Origin of the sequence: Hymenobacter sp. BT730, assembly GCF_030542105.1 — a bacterium.
Classification (GTDB): domain Bacteria; phylum Bacteroidota; class Bacteroidia; order Cytophagales; family Hymenobacteraceae; genus Hymenobacter.
Genome location: NZ_JAUOFB010000002.1, coordinates 166,001 through 186,042, shown reverse-complemented (window position 1 = coordinate 186,042; position 20,042 = coordinate 166,001). Strand labels below are relative to the sequence as shown.

At 56.3% G+C, this 20,042-nt stretch carries 12 protein-coding genes; all 12 read left to right on the top strand.

Going from position 1 to position 20,042, the window contains the following annotated elements; all coding sequences use genetic code 11:
• Positions 1–156 precede the first annotated feature (156 nt).
• The 12 genes from Q4G72_RS07720 to Q4G72_RS07665 all read left to right on the top strand — a co-directional run bounded on the left by Q4G72_RS07720 (position 157) and on the right by Q4G72_RS07665 (position 20,000).
• A complete protein-coding gene (locus tag Q4G72_RS07720; RefSeq protein WP_303310841.1) occupies positions 157–2,259 on the top strand; it encodes an alpha-galactosidase in 2,103 nt (700 codons plus the stop codon).
• Between the two features lie 57 nt (positions 2,260–2,316).
• The gene (locus Q4G72_RS07715; RefSeq protein WP_303310840.1) at positions 2,317–3,315 is read left to right on the top strand and encodes an arabinan endo-1,5-alpha-L-arabinosidase; all 999 of its coding nucleotides are present in this window, start codon (positions 2,317–2,319) and stop codon (positions 3,313–3,315) included.
• 179 nt (positions 3,316–3,494) lie between these two features.
• Positions 3,495–5,546, top strand: coding sequence for a transketolase (tkt, locus tag Q4G72_RS07710; protein ID WP_303310839.1), 2,052 nt, complete (start codon positions 3,495–3,497; stop codon positions 5,544–5,546).
• Positions 5,547–5,611: 65 nt separating this feature from the next.
• A complete protein-coding gene (gene tal / locus Q4G72_RS07705; protein ID WP_303310838.1) occupies positions 5,612–6,754 on the top strand; it encodes a transaldolase in 1,143 nt (380 codons plus the stop codon).
• Between the two features lie 49 nt (positions 6,755–6,803).
• Positions 6,804–7,967 (top strand): MFS transporter, encoded by a 1,164-nt coding sequence (locus Q4G72_RS07700; RefSeq protein WP_303310837.1) that lies wholly within the window; start codon positions 6,804–6,806, stop codon positions 7,965–7,967.
• 315 nt (positions 7,968–8,282) lie between these two features.
• Positions 8,283–11,456, top strand: coding sequence for a SusC/RagA family TonB-linked outer membrane protein (locus Q4G72_RS07695; RefSeq protein ID WP_303310836.1), 3,174 nt, complete (start codon positions 8,283–8,285; stop codon positions 11,454–11,456).
• Between the two features lie 56 nt (positions 11,457–11,512).
• Positions 11,513–13,039, top strand: coding sequence for a RagB/SusD family nutrient uptake outer membrane protein (locus tag Q4G72_RS07690; RefSeq protein WP_303310835.1), 1,527 nt, complete (start codon positions 11,513–11,515; stop codon positions 13,037–13,039).
• A 122-nt stretch (positions 13,040–13,161) separates the two neighbouring features.
• A complete protein-coding gene (locus Q4G72_RS07685; protein WP_303310834.1) occupies positions 13,162–14,244 on the top strand; it encodes a glycoside hydrolase family 43 protein in 1,083 nt (360 codons plus the stop codon).
• Positions 14,245–14,295: 51 nt separating this feature from the next.
• Positions 14,296–16,017, top strand: coding sequence for a family 43 glycosylhydrolase (locus Q4G72_RS07680; RefSeq protein WP_303310833.1), 1,722 nt, complete (start codon positions 14,296–14,298; stop codon positions 16,015–16,017).
• A gap of 304 nt (positions 16,018–16,321) precedes the next feature.
• Complete coding sequence (locus tag Q4G72_RS07675; protein ID WP_303310832.1) at positions 16,322–17,524, top strand: aldose epimerase family protein; 1,203 nt, start codon at positions 16,322–16,324, stop codon at positions 17,522–17,524.
• A gap of 44 nt (positions 17,525–17,568) precedes the next feature.
• A complete protein-coding gene (locus tag Q4G72_RS07670; protein ID WP_303310831.1) occupies positions 17,569–19,302 on the top strand; it encodes a ribulokinase in 1,734 nt (577 codons plus the stop codon).
• Complete coding sequence (locus Q4G72_RS07665) at positions 19,299–20,000, top strand: L-ribulose-5-phosphate 4-epimerase (RefSeq protein ID WP_303310830.1); 702 nt, start codon at positions 19,299–19,301, stop codon at positions 19,998–20,000. The genes Q4G72_RS07670 and Q4G72_RS07665 overlap by 4 nt, the downstream gene beginning before the upstream one ends.
• Positions 20,001–20,042 lie beyond the last annotated feature (42 nt).

The following is a 20,042-nucleotide window of genomic DNA, read 5'->3' as shown; positions in this document are numbered from 1 at the left end:
GGTAAAGTAGTAGGTATTTTAGCGTAGGCTCCGCTTGACAATTCATTCTGGTTTACGGCAAAACTCCTGAACATCAGCATTAATTGCTCTATCCCCCTCATGCTGAAATCCGTAATAAGCTGCTGCCTACTGTTTTTTAGCAGTGTAGTATCTGCCATGGCCCAGCCTAAGTCTCCCATCGTTATTGAAACCCAGCATGTAAGTATGGTACTGGCGGTGGGCGAAAATCAGAAGCTTTACCAGACATATCTGGGTGCCAAGCTGGCCAGTGCGGCCGATTACGCCCAACTACCCCGCTTCCACGAGGCCTATGTTCCGGCCGGGACCGACAACCTGTTTGAGCCCGCCATTCGGGTGCTGCACCCTGACGGCAATCCGTCGCTGGTCCTGACTTTTGCTGATCAAAAAACCAACCAAACCAGCGAGGGGGTAACGGAAACTACTATACGGCTGCGTGACCCGCAGTATCCGGTGGAAGTGCTGCTGCACTTCGCGGCATTTTATCGGGAAGACGTAATAAAAACCTGGACCGAAATCCGGCACCGGGAAAAGAAGCCGGTGGTGCTGACCAACTACGCTTCGGCCATGCTGCACTTTGATGCGCATCAGTACTGGCTCACGCAGTTTCATGGCGACTGGGCCGAGGAAGCCCGGCCGCAGGAATCCCAGCTGACCAGCGGCATCAAGGTTATTGACACCAGGCTGGGCACCCGCGCCGACTGGTACCAGACGCCGGCCTTCTTTCTGGCGCTGAATCAGGCTGCCACCGAAACCAGCGGTGAAGTACTGGCTGGCACGCTGGCCTGGACCGGCAACTTCCGGATGGCTTTCGAGCTGGATAATATGAATACCCTGCGTGTTTCGGCCGGCATTAATCCGCATGCCTCGGAGTATACACTGCCCGCTAACCAGACTTTCACTACGCCCGAGTTCATCTTCACTTATAGCACTACCGGCAAAGGCCAGGCCTCGCGCAACCTGCACCGCTGGGCCCGCCGCTTCGGTGTGCTCGATGGCACCCAGCCCCGCCTTACGCTGCTCAACAACTGGGAATCAACCTTTTTCGATTTCGACGAACCCAAGCTGGACCGCATCATTGGCGACGCCGCCACGCTGGGCGTGGATCTGTTTCTGCTGGATGATGGCTGGTTTGGCAACAAATACCCCCGGAGCAACGACCAGACCGGCCTCGGCGACTGGCAGGCCACCAAAACCAAGCTTCCCAACGGTGTAGGCCATCTGGTACAAACCGCCAGCAAGGCAGGCGTGAAATTCGGCATTTGGGTAGAGCCCGAAATGGTGAACCCCAAGAGCGAGCTGTATGAGAAGCACCCCGATTGGGTACTTAAGCTGCCGAACCGCCCGGAGGACTATTACCGCAGCCAGCTGGTGCTGGACCTGACTAACCCCAAGGTGCAGGACTTCGTGTTCAATGTAGTGGATGAGCAGTTCCGGCAGAACGTAGCCTACATTAAGTGGGATTGCAACCGAATGATAACCAACGGGTACTCACAATATTTGAAGAAAAATCAGTCGCACCTCTACATTGACTATGTGCGTGGCCTCTACAAAGTGTTTGAGCGGGTGCGCCAGAAGTACCCGCACGTGCCTATGATGCTGTGCTCAGGCGGCGGGGCCCGCTCCGACTACGGAGGACTGAAGTATTTCACCGAGGTCTGGCCCAGTGACAATACCGACGCCGTGGAGCGGGTATTTATCCAATGGGGCTTCTCTAACTTCTTCCCATCCAACACCCTGGCCAGCCACGTCACTAACTGGAACCGCCAGCACACCATCAAGTTCCGCACCGATGTAGCCATGATGGGCAAGCTGGGCTACGATATTGAGGTGGAGAAAATGACACCGGATGAGCTGAAATTCAGCCAGCAGGCCGTGCAGAACTTTAAGCGCTTGAGTGGTGCCATCCAGCAGGGCGACCAGTACCGCCTTCGCTCCCCCTACGAAGGCAATCAGACCTCCGTGCTGTATGTGGATGATGCGAAAAGTAAGGCCGTTCTCTTCGGTTACAACCTGCACACCCGCACCAACGAAACCGTGCTAGCCGTACGCCTGCAGGGCCTGGACCCGGCCAAGCGCTACCGGGTTACAGAAATTAATATGATGCCCGGCGCCAAATCCGAGCTGCCTGCCAGCGGCCAGACGTATTCCGGTGATTACCTGATGCAGGTGGGCCTTACCGTTTCGCCGGTCAACGCTCCGGCTCTCACCAGCCACGTCCTGGAACTGACGGCCGAGTAATCGTTCTTCCTCTGATTCTAGAGTAAGGCAAACACACATAAGTAAACACAATCGTTTATGTATTTCAGCATTTTGAAGCGAATCGGGTTACTGGTTTTACTACTGGCGGGCCTGAGTGCCCAAGCGCAGAATACCGCCTCTTTGATTCCGGCGCACGACCCGGTCTTGATCCAGCAAGAGGGAACCTACTATATGTTTTGCACCGGGCAGGGCATTGCGGTTTGGTCATCGAAGGATAAAAAGAACTGGAAGCCGGAAAAACCAATTTTTGCTGCCGCGCCGGAGTGGGCAACCAAGGCAGTGCCTGGCTTTAAAGGCAACCATATCTGGGCCCCGGATATTTCCTTTCACAATGGAGTGTATTACCTTTTTTACTCCGTTTCCGCCTTCGGCAAAAACACCTCCTGTATTGGTCTGGCTACCAATAAGACCCTGAACCCTAACTCTCCCGATTTCAAATGGCAGGATCATGGCCGGGTAATTCAGTCCGTGCCCGGGCGCGACATGTGGAATGCCATTGACCCAAACCTTATCCGGGACGAAGCCGACACGCCCTGGCTCACATTCGGCTCGTTCTGGGATGGTATTAAGCTGGTGAAACTCCGCCCGGATTTAACTGCCCCGGCTCAGCCCGAGCAGTGGCGCACCCTGGCCAAGCGCCCTCGCAACCCCCAACTCAACGACTCCCTACCCGGCGATGGGGCCATTGAAGCGCCGTTTATTTTCCGGAAAGACGGTTACTATTACCTGTTTACTTCCTTCGACTATTGCTGCCGTGGCCCGCAAAGCACCTACAAGATTATGGTAGGCCGCTCCAAAAATGTCACTGGCCCCTACGTAGACCGGTCCGGAGTAGCCTTGGAGCAAGGTGGCGGCACTCTGGTACTGGCTGGCGACAAGAACTGGTTTGGTCTGGGCCATAACTCGGTTTACACCTTCGGCAAGCAGGATTTTCTGGTTTTCCATGGCTACGATGCCGCTGATAAAGGCCATTCCAAGCTCCGCATAGAGAAGCTCAACTGGGACTCAACCGGCTGGCCTGTAGTACAGCCTTAGGTCGGGTATAATTAGTGTTTTATTACACAATCGTTTGTGTAATTCATTAATAGTTTCTACTTTTCAGTCCAGGAACAAGCAGTTCATCAAATACGTTGGCAGGCCCCTTTTGCCGTGTCAGAAAAGCCAACTACGCCTAGACCCGCTGCTTTCCCCTACACCCTTTATTTCCCCGCATCGTGAACCAGTCGACCGTTTCAACCGCCGAGCTCAGTGTAAACACCATCCGCCTGTTATCGGTGGATATGGTGCAGGCCGCCAACTCTGGTCATCCGGGCTTGCCGCTGGGCGCGGCTCCTATGGCGTACGTGCTGTTCTCCCGGTTTCTGCGCTTTAACCCGCAGGACCCGAAGTGGCCGAACCGGGACCGGTTTGTGCTGTCGGCCGGGCACGGCTCTGCGCTGCTGTATAGCCTGCTGCACTTGTATGGGTATGATTTGTCTTTGGATGATCTGAAAGCGTTTCGGCAGCTCCACTCCAAAACGCCCGGCCATCCGGAGTCCCACATGACCCCGGGGGTGGAAGTAACGACCGGCCCCCTGGGGCAGGGCTTCGCTAACGGCGTGGGTATGGCCATGGCGGAGGCGCATCTGGCCGCCGTGTACAACCAGCTCGGCCACACGCTGATGGACCACTACACCTACGCCATTGTAAGTGATGGGGACCTGATGGAAGGAATTGCCGCGGAAGCCGCTTCTCTGGCCGGCCACCTCAAGCTGGGCAAGCTCATTTACCTCTACGACGACAACGACATCTGCCTGGACGGACCCACTAATCTTTCCTACACCGAGGATGCCCTGGCCCGCTTTGATGCCTACGGTTGGCACACTCAACGGGTAGCCGATGGCAATGATCTGGAGGCTATTGAGGCGGCTATTCGGGCAGCTCAGCAGGAAACGGAGCGGCCTTCGCTTATTTCCGTGAAAACTATCATTGGGTACGGCAGCCCACAGGAAGGCACCAGCAAGGTGCACGGCTCCCCCTTGGGGGCGGAAAACCTGAAGAAAGCCAAGGAATTTTTCGGGTTCGACCCCGAAGCAACTTTTATAGTGCCTGAAGAAGTGCGCACCCATCTGGCGGAAGCCGGACAGCGGGGCGCACGCCTGCAGGAAGAGTGGCAGCAGACAACAGAGGCGTACCAGCAGAAGTACCGGGCGGGGTGGGACCTATTCAGGGCTTCGTTTGCGGGTGAGCTCCCCGCGGGCTGGGACGCCTCGCTGCCAGTCTTTACCGCCGCTGACGGGGCATTAGCTACCCGTCAGGCTTCCGGCAAAGCATTAACGGCGCTCAAACAGAGCGTACCTTTCCTGTTCGGCGGCTCCGCCGACCTGGCCAGCTCCAACGAAATGCCCACCAGTGGTGCCGTAAGCTTCCAGCCGGGCAGCTATGAGCACAACAATATCTGGTTTGGGGTGCGGGAGCACGCCATGGGTGGGGCCATGAACGGTATGGCCCACCACGGCGGCGTACGCACCTACGGCGGCACCTTCCTCACTTTCTCCGACTACATGCGCGGCGCCATCCGCCTCACGGCTTTGGCGGAGTCTAATGCCACCTTCGTGTTTACTCACGACAGCATAGGCCTGGGTGAGGACGGCCCTACTCACCAACCCGTGGAGCAGGTAGCCGCCCTGCGCACCATCCCCAATATTGTGGTCCTGCGCCCCGCCGACGCCAATGAAACCGTGGAATCCTGGCGCATTGCCATGACCACGCCCAAGTCGCCGGTGGTACTCATTCTTTCCCGGCAAAAGTTGCCGGTCCTGGACCAGGAGCAGTATGGCTCAGCGCGGGAAGGTGTGGCCAAAGGCGCCTATATCCTGCGGGAAGCCGAAGGCGGCCAGCCCGAGCTTTTGCTGCTAGCCACAGGTTCTGAGGTTTCTCTGGCGCTGCAGGCCCAGGACGTACTCCAGCAGCAGGGGGTTCCTACCCGGGTAGTAAGCATGCCTTCCTGGGAGTTGTTTGAAAAGCAGGATAAAGCTTACCAGCAGCAGGTTTTGCCCCCCACGGTACGCAAACGGGTGGCCATTGAAGCCGGCTCGCCTATGGGCTGGCATAAGTATGCCACCGATGAAGGCACCATCATTGCCATGAACCGCTTTGGCGAGTCAGGGCCGGGTGAGGCAGTCATGGAGCTATTTGGGTTTTCCGTAGACAACGTGGTAAAGCAGGCGCAGGCAGTGCTGCAGGGGCAGCCGGCTGAAGTGGAACCGAAAGAAGTGCTTTCGTAGATACCCGGCACAACGTTCTTTTTTGCCTTGACTTAAAGCTCCGCAGAGCAAATACTTTATTGATTATGAGCACACATAAAAATCCCCTCGTTGCTATTCACGATTTCGGCCAGAGTATCTGGTTAGATTATATCCGCCGCAACATTCTGCACAATGGAGAACTACAGCGCCTGATTTCCGAAGATGGTCTGCGCGGCGTAACGTCCAATCCGGCTATTTTTGAAAAAGCCATTGCGGGCTCTGATGACTATGCTGATGATATCCGGCAGTTGGCCCAGAAGGGCCTAACGGCGGAGCAGATCTACGCGCAGCTGGCCGTGGCCGATGTGCAGCAGGCCTGCGACTTGCTGCGCCCCCTCTACAACCACCCCGAAAATGGTGGCGACGGCTACGTGAGCCTGGAAGTATCGCCGGAACTGATAAACGATACCGAAGGAACCGTCACGGAGGGTCTGCACTTCTGGCATGCGGTAGAGCGGCCCAACGTCATGATTAAAGTGCCCGCTACCCTACCCGGGCTGCCGGCTATTCGTCGGCTGATTGCGGCCGGAGTTAATGTGAATGTTACGCTGGTTTTCAGCGTGGACCGCTACCGGGACGTGGCCGAAGCTTTCCTGGCCGGCCTGGAAGACCGGGTGAAAGCCGACCTTCCGGTAACGCGCCTGGACTCCGTAGCCAGCTTCTTTCTTAGCCGCATTGATGTGCTGCTTGATCCTCAGTTGGAGACGCTGTCCAATGCTGGTGGCGGGCAGGCAGAGCTGGCTCAGTCCCTGGTGGGCGAGGTAGCCATTGCCAGCGCCAAGCAGGCTTACCAGGTTTATCAGGAGATTTTTGCCGGTCCCCGTTGGGAAGCATTGCGGGCCGCCGGAGCGCAGCCCCAGCGTCTGCTGTGGGCCAGCACGGGCAACAAGAACCCCAAGTACGATGACCTGAAGTATGTGGAGGCCCTTATTGGCCCCAATACGGTGAATACCATTCCGGTGGAGACGCTGGATCTGTACCGCATCAATGGGAAGCCCGCCGCTCGCCTCACCGATGATGCCGACAAGAACGTACTGGGCCGCCTGCCCGAGTTAGGTCTGGACTTGACTGCGCTGACTAATCAGCTGGAGGAAGAAGGTGCCCGGAAGTTTACCGAGCCTTTCGGCAAGCTGCTGGCGGTGCTGGAGCAAAAACGTCAGGAAGCCCTGGCGCCTACTACCGCTTAAGCAAGTACCGGGTAAAGGGTCGACCAACGGCGCCACACACATATTGTCTATGTCTGAGATTACGCCTCACCAGCGCCGGGTGGCTGTTAGCGCCCTGTTTTTTGTGGCCGGCCTGTGCTTTGCCAGCTGGGCCTCCCGCATTCCGGATATTGCCCTCAAGCTAGGCCTGAGTGAGGGAGAGCTGGGCCAGTTGCTGCTGGCCTTGCCCGCTGGTGCCCTGCTGGCCCTGCCGCTGGCGGGATGGGCGGTACACACCTACGGCAGCCGGGTGGTGGTTATGCTGGCTGCGAGCCTCTATGCTACCTCTCTCCCACTGCTGGGCTGGACGGATGGATTCTGGAGTCTGGCGGCCAGCCTGGTCGTATTTGGTTTTGCCGGCAACCTGGTCAACGTATCCGTTAATACACAGGCTATCGGCGTTCAGCAGGAGTACGGCAAGCCCATCATGGCCTCCTTCCACGGGCTGTGGAGCCTGGCCGGTTTCTTAGGTGGCGCCCTAGGCACCTTGCTGATCCGGGCTGATCAAACCCCTTTTCAGCATTTTCTGCTGGTTATGGGCATTGGTCTGATCATCACCATGCTTGCCCATCAGCGTACTCTGCCTCAGGATACCGGAGCCGATGCGCCCGGACCCAGCTTGCGGCGGCCGGAGCCTCATCTACTGCGGATTGGCCTGATTGCCTTTTGCGGCATGCTCTGCGAGGGCTGCATGTTTGACTGGAGTGGAGTGTATTTTCAGAAAGTGGTGCGACCTGATGCTACGCTGGTAACATTGGGATATGTGGCCTGTATGAGCACTATGGCGCTCGGCCGGTTTATTTCGGATAGCCTAACCCACCGCATTGGAGCTACCCGCATGCTGCAGCTCAGCAGTGCTTTGATTACCATGGGCCTGCTGATAGCAGTAATATGGCCCGCTTTTATACCGGCCGTAATCGGGTTTCTGCTGGTGGGGTTTGGTATTGCATCCGTTACACCGCTGGCGTATAGCGCCGCTGGCAGAGCTACCACTGTTTCTCCGGGAGTAGCTCTGGCCATTGTTACCACCGTTGGCTTCTTTGGCTTTCTGCTGGGGCCACCACTAATTGGCCTGGTAGCCGAAGTTTTTAACCTACGCGTATCTTTTGCCATGGTGGCAGGACTGGGAGCAGCCATCAGCCTACTGGCCGCCCGCAAAAGCCCAACCCCTACCGCTATCCGACAGGCTGCTTAAAAGGCGCAACTCTGCCGGAGGGCTGGCTCTGTTTTTACCTGCTGCTGGTGAAAGATACTCCTACCCCTGACCAGCCAATAAAATAACTCCTTAATAATTTGTTGGTTAATTGATTTCATTTCATTAACCTTACTCAACATTATCTATATAGCGGGCGCTGTGGTTGTTTATGTTTAATTAAAACCCCGCCCACGCTCTCTAAACCCACATTTGCTCGTTGAGCTTTTTTTTCGATACAATACACAAACGATTGTGGAAAAATTAGAAACACAAACGATTGTGCTACTTACCACTTACTCCCCACACTTATTTCCCATGAAGAAGCCTGTACCCAAAATGCGCTGGATGTCATTGCCAGCCTTGCTCTGCTGCCTGCCCCTGCAACCTGCGCTGGCGGCGGCTTATTCTGAGTTTTTAAGCACGCCCCCTATATCAGCTTCCATGCCGGCCGATATAACGGTAACGGGCCGGGTGGTAGACGAGCGGGGCTCCGGTATGCCGGGCGTAAACGTAGTGGTGAAAGGCACCAATGTGGGTACGCAGACGGATACGGATGGCCGCTTCACGCTAACCGCTCCAGAGAACGGCACACTGGTATTTTCCTTTGTTGGTTATACTGCACAGGAAATAGCCGTGAATAACCGCTCTTCCCTGTCGGTTAGCCTGGTTCCCGATGCCCGGGCGCTATCGGAAGTAGTGGTGGTAGGCTACCTTACGCAGGACCGCCAGAACGTAACCAGCTCGGTAAGCAGCCTGGATGTAAAAGAGGCCGTGAAAGCCCCGGTAGCTACGGCTACGCAGGCGCTGCAGGGCCGCCTTCCCGGCGTGCAGGTGCAGGGTTCTGGTGGCCCCGGTGATGCCCCGGTGGTAAACATCCGCGGCATTGGTACCCTGGGCGCGGCCGGCTCCTCCCCCCTCTACGTTATTGATGGGCTGTGGACCTTCAACATTCGGGACTTAAACCCCAATGACATTGAAACCCTGACGGTACTAAAAGACGCTTCGTCTACCGCTGTTTATGGCTCTAGCGGCGCCAACGGGGTAGTGCTCATCACCACCAAGAAAGGAAAAGCCGGTACACCTTCTATCAGCTTTAACGGCTACAAGGGCTTTGATCAGATTTACAAGCGCTATAACCTGACCAATGCCAGCGACTGGGCCGACCGTGCCGTGCAAGCCTATGCTAATGCCGGCATCGACCCCCTGAACGCCGGGCAGAACAGCCTGGCTGGTGCCGTAAAAGGCCCAGGTGGTGCCTTCAACCCAAATATTGATACTGACTGGCAGGATGAATTCTTCCAGACAGGCACGCTGGAAGACTATAATCTGACGTTTGCTGGTGGCACCGCCGGTGACAAAAGCGCCAGCAACTTCCTGATTTCAGGGGAGTACTTTCACCAGGAAGGGGTAGTAAAAGGCCCGGACTTTAACCGTTACAGCCTGCGCCTGAACTCGGGGCTTACCCGCGGACGGGTGAAATTCCAGGAGAATGCCCAGTTCACGCACCTTGATGTGACCCTGCTGAATGGTGGTTCCTTCATTGATGTGCTGGCCATGCTGCCCAGCATCCCGGTATATGATCCGGCTAATAAAGGCGGATTCGGCACTGGCTCGCCTATCCTGAATACATTTGCGACCAACCCCATTGGCAACCAGGAGCTGCTGCGCCGCACGCAGGCCGATAACCGCCTGGCCGGTAACATCAGCACCGACGTTTCTCTTTTTGACTTCCTGACTTACCGCCTGAATGTTGCCTTAGACGGGCATACCTACAGCAACCGGGATGCGCAGAAAGAGGGAATTCTACGCCAGAACACTGCCATCAATACTTCTCAGCTCAATGAGTTCCTGGGCTATGATGTGTTCCTGCTGGCTGAAAACACTCTGAACTTCAACAAAACCCTGGGCGACCACCACTTTAATGCCTTGGTAGGTTACTCCGAGCAAAGCTACCGGCAGCACAACATCCAAGCTGGCACACAAGGGTTTACCAGCCAGCCACAGTACTACTTTGAGCTGAGTGCCGGCGCCAACAAAGGCATCATTGGCGGTGCTACTACGGAAAATGCCAAGCGCTCCTACTTCAGCCAGGCCACCTACGATTTCAAAAACCGCTACCTGGTGTCGGCCTCGTTCCGTCGCGACGGGTCTTCCCGCTTTGCGCCCCAGAACCGCTGGGGGAACTTTGGGGCCGGCTCGCTGGGCTGGCGCATTAGCGAAGAGGACTTCTTCAAAAATGCGCTGCCACAGGTAAATAACCTGAAGCTGCGCGTCAGCTATGGCGGCAATGGTAACGATGCTCTGGCTGGCAACTATGGCGGTAACTACCTCACCACGCCTATTATTGGCCAGAACGTAAACTACGTGCTGGGCACGGGCCAGGTAATTGTGAATGGCTCTACGCAACTGGCCCTGAGCAGCCCTGATCTGCAGTGGGAAGAGCGGTATACAAAGGACGCTGGCCTGGACCTGAGCGTGTTGAACAACCGCCTCAACCTGTCGGCAGACTACTACATTTCCGAAACGCGCAAAGTACTGGCCCCCGTGCAGGTTCCCACTTACCTGGGGCACTTTGGCGACATTCTGTACCAGAACGCCGGTAACATTGAAAACCGCGGATTTGAGCTAGCCCTGGGCTTCCATGATAACAAGGATGACTTCTCCTACGGAGCTGATTTCTCCCTGACTACCATCAAAAACAAGATTACGAGAGTACCCGTTGTAGGCCAGGCATTTGAGGGCGGAGAGCTCCTGACCCGCTCTGAACTGGGCACCTCCCTCGGTGAGTTTTACCTGATTCCTTTTGAAGGCATTTTCCAATCGGAAGAAGAGGTACAGAACCACAAAACCGCCGATGGCAAAGTAATTCAGCCCTATGCCTCAGCCGGTGACGTGCGCTACCGTGACTCTAATGGTGATGGTGTGATTACAGCTGATGACCGGGTGTATGTAGGCCAGGCCATTCCGAAGCTGCAGATGGGCCTCAATCTGAATGCTGGTTATAAAGGCTTCGACTTCTCGATGTTCCTGCAGGCCGTTACTGGTAATAAGGTGTACAACTCGGCGCGGGTGGCGCTGGAAAGCTTCAACGGCCCCAATAACTACAATGCAGACGTGCAGCCCTGGACGGCGGCCAACCCCTCCTCTACCGTGCCGCGCATGCTGCAGGGCCTGAGCCCCGACCCGGATCTGGCGGAGGCAGCCAGCAAAAATGCCCTGGGTAATACCACGCGTTGGCTGGAAGATGGTGACTACCTGCGCCTCAAAAACATTCAGGTGGGCTACACCTTCCCAAAAACGCTGACAAGCCGGGTGCCTAGCCTGGGCAGCGTGCGGGTGTACCTCACGGGCCGCAACGTAGTAACCTTCACCAAATACACCGGCTTCGACCCGGAGGTAACTGGCACGGGCTTCTACAGCCGTGGTGTTGACAACAGCGCTTATCCCAACGTACGCAGCTTCACGGGCGGTCTGCAAGTCAACTTCTAGCCTCTGTGCTATTCGTCGTCCCCTGTAGCATCGACCATCTTTATTCCCGACTTACCATGAAACTACATAAAATACCTGCGCTGTTGCTGGCTGGCAGTTTGCTGCTGGCTACTGGCTGCGAGAAAGACCTGCTGGATAAAACCAACCCCAACGCCCCTTCCACTTCTCAGTTCTGGAAAACCCAGGATGATGCCGTGAAAGGCGTAAATGCCTGCTACTCCGGCCTGCAGCAGTTTGCCTGCTACTACCGCAGCTGGCACTTTATGGCGCATCGCTCTGATGAGTCCTTCAGCCAAAGCCCTTTCATTGCGCTGGCCGAGTTTACGCGCTTTATCACCCCCGATAACAACTTCTTCATCTCCTCCTTTGCCTGGAACGATTACTACCGGACTATTTACCGGACCAACCAGGTAGTAACGCACGTGCCCGGCATTGAGATGGACGCCGAGCTGCGCAGCCGCCTGGTAGCGGAAGCTAAGTTTGTGCGGGCCTTGTCTTACTATGACCTGGTATACTTCTTCGGTAATGTGCCGCTGATTGTGGAAGAGCCAGTGGTAACTACCCGCGTGGTACAGGCAGCCCCTGCCGAAACTGAGGCCCAGATCATTGCTGACTTAAAGGACGCAATTCCCGCTCTGCCTCTCTCCTATTCCGATGCGGAAAAAGGCCGCGCCACGAAAGGGGCTGCCCAGGCATTGTTGGCCAAAATGTACATGCACCAGCATAAGTACGCCGAGGCATCCGCCCTATTCACGGAGATTATGGGCTCCGGGCAGTATGCTCTGGTAAGCAACTACCTGGACAACTTCACGGATACCAACGAGAACAACCAAGAATCGGTATTTGAAGTGCAGTTTACGGGTGCCGTGCTGGAAGTAGGCCAGGGACAGGATAACGCCTCTTCCTCCGAAAGCCACGACCGGCCGAACTTCTTTGGCCCTCCCGGCCCCACGTTTGCCGACGTACAGCCCCGCCGCTGGCTGCTGGATGAGTACAAGGATTCTACGGTTTCTTTTGCTCCCGGCAGCACCAAGAAGCATATGATTGACCCCCGCCGCGACATCAGCATTATTCACGTGGGCAACCCTGATAAGTTTTACGGCAAGACCTTCAAGGAATGGGGTTGGAACTCCAGCCAGCAATACTGGCGCAAGTATCTGAATGACCGCACCCGCGAGAACGAGAACTTCACCTCCGGCATTAATCACCGCGTAATTCGTTACGCCGATATTCTGCTGATGCAGGCCGAAGCGCTTACGGAGCTGGGCCGCATGGATGATGCGCTGCCCCTGGTAAACCAAGTGCGTGCCCGCGTAGATCTGGCTCCTAAAACTGGCAGCTTCTCACAGGATGATATGCGCAAGCTCATCCGCAGCGAGCGGGCCAAGGAGTTTGCCGGCGAGGGCACCCGGTGGTTTGACATTCTGCGTTGGGGCCTGATGGACACCCAGGCCGGCATTGACGAGCTGAAGACCCGCGACCCTGACTTTGGCAATTTCCGCTTAGGTGTTTCGAAGCTGCTGCCTATTCCGCAGCGCGACATCGACATCGATCCGAACGTTCATCAGAACCCTGGCTACTAAGCCATGTTCCAGTAAGTACGAATTCAGACAGCCGCTCCCGGCCACTTTTGGGAGCGGCTGTTCTGTTTCGACCCACAGCCCAGCGTAAATGGGTATTTATTAGTGCCAGTTTCTGATTATCCATGACGTATCCATTCAAATCAATATTCCGGCAAATTCCCGCGCTGGCGTTGCTATTGCTGCTTAGCTGCACCAACGGCGACAAAACCATGGTGGCGCCCAAGCCCCCGGTAATTAATCCTCCGGTAGCAGGCACCACCTTCACCAATCCGCTGCTTTCTTCCGGCCCCGACCCCTGGGTGTATCATAAGGATGGGTATTACTACTACATGCACACCACCAATACTAATCTGCGCATCTGGAAAACGGCTAAGATGTCGGAACTGGGGACCAAGTCCAGCGTGCTGGCCTGGGCACCACCGCAAACCGGGCCGGCCTCGGGCAACCTGTGGGCGCCGGAGCTTTACTTTCTGGATGGCAAATGGTACCTCTACTATTCTGCCGGCCCGGCCGGCTCCGATTTGGGTCGGCAACGTACCTGGGTACTGGAAAACGCCAGCGCCGACCCTACCACCGGCACCTGGATTAGCAAGGGCCAGGTGGTCAGCCCCGAGGCCGACTATTGGGCTATTGACGGTACCGTGCTGGAGCAGAACGACAAGCGCTACTTTATCTGGTCGGGGCACAATGGCGTGGATGCTATTCAGCGCCTTTATATTTCCGAAATGAGCAACCCCTGGACGCTGATTGGTCCGCGGGTGGAGCTCTCCCACCCCGAGTACAATTGGGAAACTGTCGGTCCGCCTTATGTGAATGAAGGCCCCGAAATCCTGAAGCACGGCGACAAAACGTTTCTGGTTTACTCAGCCAGCTTTTGCGGTACCGATCAGTATGCTCTGGGCATGCTGACGGCCAATAGCACCGCCGACCCATTGGCTTTATCATCCTGGACGAAATCAGCCAAGCCCGTTTTCACCCAAAACCCCGCCAACCGGGCGTATGCGACCGGGCATAATTCCTTTTTCCGGTCGAAGGATGGGCAGGAAGACTGGATTCTGTATCACGCCAACTCCAACGCCAATGAAGGGTGCGTGGAAAAGCGCAACCCGCGCATGCAGAAGTTTACCTGGAAAGCCGATGGCACCCCCGACTTTGGTGTGCCGGTGGCCATCAGCACCCCCATTTTGAAACCCAGCGGGGAATAACCAGCCGTAAGGCTGTAGGTTTCTTTGCTCTCAACTTACCTTCAACTGCATATGTCTACCCCCATACTTTCAGGAAGCCGGGCCTCGGACCATCATGCTGGCCCCTTCTCTCATTTGCTGCGCCTGGCTGTGCTGGTTATGCTGCTCCTGGCTGGCACAGGCTACCAAGCCTTGGCTCTGCAAGGGGCCGTGGGCGTGCACGACCCTTCCACCATGGTGAAGGATGGCAACAAGTACTGGATTTTTGCAACGGGGCAAGGCATTTACAGCATGTACTCCACCGACTTGGTGAACTGGACCGCCGGTTCCAAAGCGGTGTTTGTGAACAACGCCTACCCGAGCTGGATTAATACCAAAGTAAAAGACTTCAAAGGCCATTTTTGGGCACCTGAGGTCATTTTTATGAACGGCAAGTACTATCTGTACTATTCTTGTTCCACCTTCGGCTCCAAGGTATCGGCCATTGGGCTGGCTACCAACGTTACCCTGGATCCGGCCAGCCCGAATTATAAGTGGGAAGATCAGGGTGAGGTAATCTCCACCGATGCAAACAGCGCAGTGAATGCCATTGACCCGGCCGTTTTTAAGGATACCAATGGGGATGTCTGGCTGTCTTACGGCTCTTTTTTTGGTGGTATTCGCATTACCAGGCTCAACGCTAGTACCGGCAAACTCACTGGAACCACACAATACGCTGTAGCCAACAACAATCCGGAAGCAGCTTACCTCACCAAAAATGGCAGCTATTACTATCTGTTTATTAACCGTGGTGCCTGCTGCAACGGAGTAAACAGCACCTACCATATCCTGGTGGGCCGCTCTACCTCTCCTACCGGCCCTTTCCTTGATCAGAAGGGGGTTGATTTAAATAGCGGGGGCGGTACCGTTGTCCTGAATACCTCCGGGCGTTATATCGGTCCGGGCCACACAGGTATTTTCCAGGAGAATGGCGTCAGCTACTTCTCACACCATTACTATGATGGGCAGGACAATGGGGTGGCCAAGCTAAGTTTGGCCAAGCTTACCTGGAGTGCTGCCGGCTGGCCGGTGGTTAGCCGGGACTGGGTAACCACCGGGCGCTACGAAATCAAAAACCAAAACAGCCAGCTGATCTGGGGTTCCTCAGGCTGCTCCGGCGTAACAGGCCAGGCCATTGCGCAGGCCACCCCTACCGGGCTGGACTGTCAGCGTTGGGATATCACGGCCATGGGCGATGGGGAATATAAAATCACTAATGCCTTGGGCGGTTTGGCCGCTGATGTAGCCGGCTGCTCCGCCGATAACGGGGCCAAGCTGCAGCTCAAGCCCTATAGTGAATTGGACTGCCAGCGCTTCCGGATAGACCGGGTAAACAACGGCAGCGTAGTATTGGCCTCCACCAATGGCAACCGGGTGATAGAGGTGCCGGGTGCCTCAACTACTGCTGGGCAGCAGCTGGCCCTCTGGGATTATAATGGCTGCAACTGCCAGCAATGGGCGCTTACTGACGTCACTATTCCCACGGCCTCTGCCACCGATAAGCAGCTTAAGGGAGTAACCTTATTCCCAATTCCAGCTACCCGTAACGGATTTACTATTGAGTTGGGGAGCCAAAAAGCACGCCAGGCTACGATAGTGGAGATGTATAACGTTCGGGGCCAGATGGTCTACCTTCAGTCGTTTTCCCGGCAGCAAAGCAGGCTGGAAGTTGCCCCCAAATTACCATCCGGCATCTACCTGGTACAGGTTCGACAAGACAGCGGATTCTGGCGACAAAAAGTGACCATTCAATAGGAGGATTGAAGGAGTGGGCGTAGCGTAATCCGGCTGCGTCTACTCTTTTTTATTATGGCAATACACAAACGATTGTGTAAAGTGAAAATCATTTTCTACTTTACACTCCTGTTAGGGCTAAAAAAGATCTAAGCGCCTATTTCGCACAAGAGAAGACAAACTATAAATAACTGATTAATTGATTCATACGATGGTTTTACACCGAACACAATCCATTGTTTAAATCTGGCAAATCATTAACTCACCCTGCATTTTCACCATATCAGCCCTGCTCAGTCACTTTCTAATTCCCATCCGTTAGATCATGAACCACTCCCTTCGCATCGGCTTATTTGGACTAGCCGGTTTGCTTTCCGTAGCCAGCTGTAACCAATCTTCTCCCGCTGAACAGTCGAATAACAACGACGCCAACCAGACCATGGCTGATTCCACCCAAACTACCGACAGCACTGCCAGCGCTGCTCCCACTGTTTCGTCCTTCGGCACCACGCAGGATGGCCAGCAAGTGCAGCTCTACACGTTGACCAACGCCCACGGGGTGCAGGTGAGCATCAGCAACTATGGCGGCACCATCACCCGCCTGCTTGTGCCTGATAAGGCCGGCAAGCTAGGTGACGTGGTGTTAGGCTTTGATAACGTGAGTGGCTACCAGAGCCCCGAGTTTCTTAAGTCGGGTCCGTATTTCGGAGCCCTCATTGGCCGCTACGGCAACCGCATAGCCCAAGGCAAGTTCACGCTGGATGGCAAGCAGTATACGCTGGCAAAAAACAACGGCGAAAACACCCTGCACGGCGGCAAGAAGGGCTTCGATAAAGTAGTATGGCAAGCGGAGCCCGGCAGCTCGGCCGAAGGCCAGACGCTCAAACTGACCTACCTCAGCAAAGACGGGGAGGAAGGCTACCCCGGCAATCTGAACGTGACGGTGCTCTACACCCTGACCCCGGACGATGCGTTGAAAATTGACTACACGGCCACCACGGATAAGGCTACCCCCGTGAACCTGACCAACCACGCTTACTTCAACCTGAGTGGAGGAAAGGATATCCTGGGCCACCAGGTGACGATTCCGGCGGACCGCTATAATGTGGTGGACGCAGGATTGATTCCCACCGGCGAGCTACGCCCCGTGAAAGGCACACCCTTTGACTTCACCACGCCGCACGCCATTGATGAGCGAATTGGGCAGGTCCCCGGCGGCTACGATCATAACTGGATACTGAACGAGACGACGGGCATGCATCCGGCAGCTATGGTATTCGAGCCCAGCACGGGCCGTACCATGGAAGTGCGCACGACGGAGCCGGGAATACAGTTCTACACCGGCAACTTCCTGGATGGCACCCTGAAAGGCAAAGACGGTCAGGTGTATGGCAAGCACGCCGGTTTCTGCCTGGAAACCCAGCACTTCCCTGATTCGCCCAACCAGTCCAAGTTTCCGAGCACGATTCTGAAGCCGGGGCAGACCCTGAAGTCCACTACGACTTATCAATTCGGCGTGCGCAAGTAGTGCCTGACTAAAAACTACCGCTTACACTTCTTACCCTTTTCGCTGTGCAAACATCCGCCTCAGCATCTTCCTCCGAAGAAGCCTACGTTATCGGTATTGACTATGGCACTGACTCTGTCCGGGCCCTGCTGGTAAATGCCCGTACCGGCGCCGAAGTAGCCCAAGCCGTGCATAACTATGCCCGTTGGAAAACCCAGCGCTACTGCAACGCGGCCAAAAATCAGTTCCGCCAACACCCGCTGGATCATATTGAAGGGCTGGAGGCCACGGTGCGCCAGGTAGCGCAGCACGTGCCGGCCGCGCAGATTGTCGGGCTGGCTATTGACACCACGGGCTCTACCCCGGGCCCTGTGAATGAGCAAGGCGTGGCCCTGGCCCTTACGCCCGGCTTCGAGGAAAACCCTAACGCCATGTTCGTGCTCTGGAAGGACCACACGGGCCTGGCTGAAGCGGCCGAAATCAACCAGAAAGCCAAGACCTGGGGCGGAGAAGACTTTACGCAGTACGAAGGCGGAATTTATTCTTCTGAGTGGTTCTGGGCTAAGATTATGCACGTAACCCGCGAGGACGAAGCGGTGACGAAAGCTGCCTACTCCTGGATGGAGCATTGCGACTGGCTCACGCTCCTGCTCACGGGCGGCGACCTGGCCACCTTTAAGCGCAGCCGTTGCGCCGCCGGCCACAAAGCCATGTGGCACGAGAGCTGGGGTGGGTTACCCTCCGAAGAGTTTTTGACCTTGCTGGAGCCCAAGCTGGGCGGCCTGCGCCAACGTCTGTTTGAGGAAACCTACACGGCTAATGAGGTAGCAGGCACGCTGTCGGCGGAGTGGGCCCAGCGCCTGGGCCTTACCACCAACACAGTGGTAGCCGTGGGCACCTTCGATGCCCACGCCGGGGCCATTGCTGGAGAAATTGAGCCTTACTCTATGGTGAAGGTGATGGGCACTTCCACCTGCGACATTGTAGTGGCTCCCATGGAGGAAGTGGGTGACAAGCTCGTTCCCGGCATCTGCGGGCAAGTGAATGGCTCCGTGATACCGGGCATGCTGGGTCTGGAAGCCGGGCAGTCCGCCGTGGGTGATTTGCTGGCCTGGTTTCGTCAGGTAATTGAATGGCCCCTGCGCACGCTGCTGCCCCAATCTTCCGTGCTCAGTGCCGAGCAGCAGGAAGCGCTACGGGCCGAAATGAGCGACAATCTGTTCACGGAGCTAACTAAAGCAGCTGCCGAGGTTAACCCCGAAGAGTCGGCGGTGCTGGCGCTGGACTGGGTAAACGGCCGCCGCACGCCCGACGCCAACCAGGCCCTGAAAGGCGCCATCATGAATCTGACCATGGGCACCAGTGCGCCGCACATTTTCCGGGCGCTGGTTGAGTCTATCTGCTACGGTTCCAAACAGATTGTGGAACGCTTCGAGCAGGAAGGAATTCCCATTAAGCAGGTCATTGGCCTGGGTGGGGTGGCCAAGAAATCTGGGTTTATGATGCAAACCCTGGCTGATGTGCTCAACCGCCCCATTAAGGTGGCCGAGTCAGACCAGGCGCCCGCGCTGGGCTCTGCCATGTACGCTGCTGTGGCTGCCGGCATCCACCCCGATGTTCTTACGGCGCAGCGGGTGATGGGCAGCGGTTTTGCCAAAACCTACCAGCCCAACCCGGCCCGGATAGCCGACTATCAGCGGCGCTACGAGCAATACCAGGCCTTTGGTCAATACATAGAGCAGGCCACCGAACTGCGCGCCGGTGAAGTGGCTGAAACCGAAATGGCCGCCCGGATATGAGCCAGTACCAAGCGTTAAAACAAGCCTGCTACGAGGCGAACATGCAGTTGCCTGAATTGGGCCTGGTGCTGTTCACGTTTGGCAATGCCAGCGTGGTAGACCGCGAAAAGCAGGTGTTTGCCATTAAGCCCAGCGGAGTGCCCTACGTGGCCCTGCGGCCCGATGACATTGTCATTGTCGACTTTGCCAACAACATCGTGGAAGGCACCAAGCGGCCTTCTTCCGATACCAAAACCCACGCGGTGCTTTACAGCCACTGGGAGCATATTGGGGGCATTGTCCACACACATTCCACTTATGCCACCGCCTGGGCCCAGGCGCAGCTGGACATTCCGATTCTGGGTACTACCCACGCCGACCACCTCACGGCCGACGTGCCCTGTGCGCCGCCCATGGATGACGCCATGATTGCCGGCGACTACGAGCATCAGACCGGCTGGCAGATCATCAACGAGTTTCAGCGCCGCGGGCTTTCCCCGGAGGAAGTAGAAATGGTGCTGCTCAGTAACCACGCTCCTTTCACCTGGGGCAAAACAGTAGAAAAAGCGGTGTATCACAGCGCCGTGCTGGAAGAGGTGGCCCGCATGGCCTACCTCAGCTGCACCCTGCGCCCCGATGTGCCCCGCCTGAAAGAAGCCCTGATTCAGAAGCACTACGAGCGCAAGCACGGGGCGAATTCCTACTACGGTCAATCCTGAAAATTCACTCATTGGCTGTCTTGCTGAATCATCTCGCAGGCA

What these genes read in the sequence shown, in the direction of transcription:
- Q4G72_RS07665 (WP_303310830.1), top strand. Translation starts at nt 19,299, where the DNA reads ATGAGCCAGTACCAAGCGTTAAAACAAGCCTGCTACGAGGCGAACATG.
- Q4G72_RS07720 (WP_303310841.1), top strand. Translation starts at nt 157, where the DNA reads ATGGCCCAGCCTAAGTCTCCCATCGTTATTGAAACCCAGCATGTAAGT.
- Q4G72_RS07690 (WP_303310835.1), top strand. Translation starts at nt 11,513, where the DNA reads ATGAAACTACATAAAATACCTGCGCTGTTGCTGGCTGGCAGTTTGCTG.
- Q4G72_RS07695 (WP_303310836.1), top strand. Translation starts at nt 8,283, where the DNA reads ATGAAGAAGCCTGTACCCAAAATGCGCTGGATGTCATTGCCAGCCTTG.
- Q4G72_RS07685 (WP_303310834.1), top strand. Translation starts at nt 13,162, where the DNA reads ATGACGTATCCATTCAAATCAATATTCCGGCAAATTCCCGCGCTGGCG.
- Q4G72_RS07680 (WP_303310833.1), top strand. Translation starts at nt 14,296, where the DNA reads ATGTCTACCCCCATACTTTCAGGAAGCCGGGCCTCGGACCATCATGCT.
- tal (WP_303310838.1), top strand. Translation starts at nt 5,612, where the DNA reads ATGAGCACACATAAAAATCCCCTCGTTGCTATTCACGATTTCGGCCAG.
- Q4G72_RS07675 (WP_303310832.1), top strand. Translation starts at nt 16,322, where the DNA reads ATGAACCACTCCCTTCGCATCGGCTTATTTGGACTAGCCGGTTTGCTT.
- Q4G72_RS07715 (WP_303310840.1), top strand. Translation starts at nt 2,317, where the DNA reads ATGTATTTCAGCATTTTGAAGCGAATCGGGTTACTGGTTTTACTACTG.
- Q4G72_RS07700 (WP_303310837.1), top strand. Translation starts at nt 6,804, where the DNA reads ATGTCTGAGATTACGCCTCACCAGCGCCGGGTGGCTGTTAGCGCCCTG.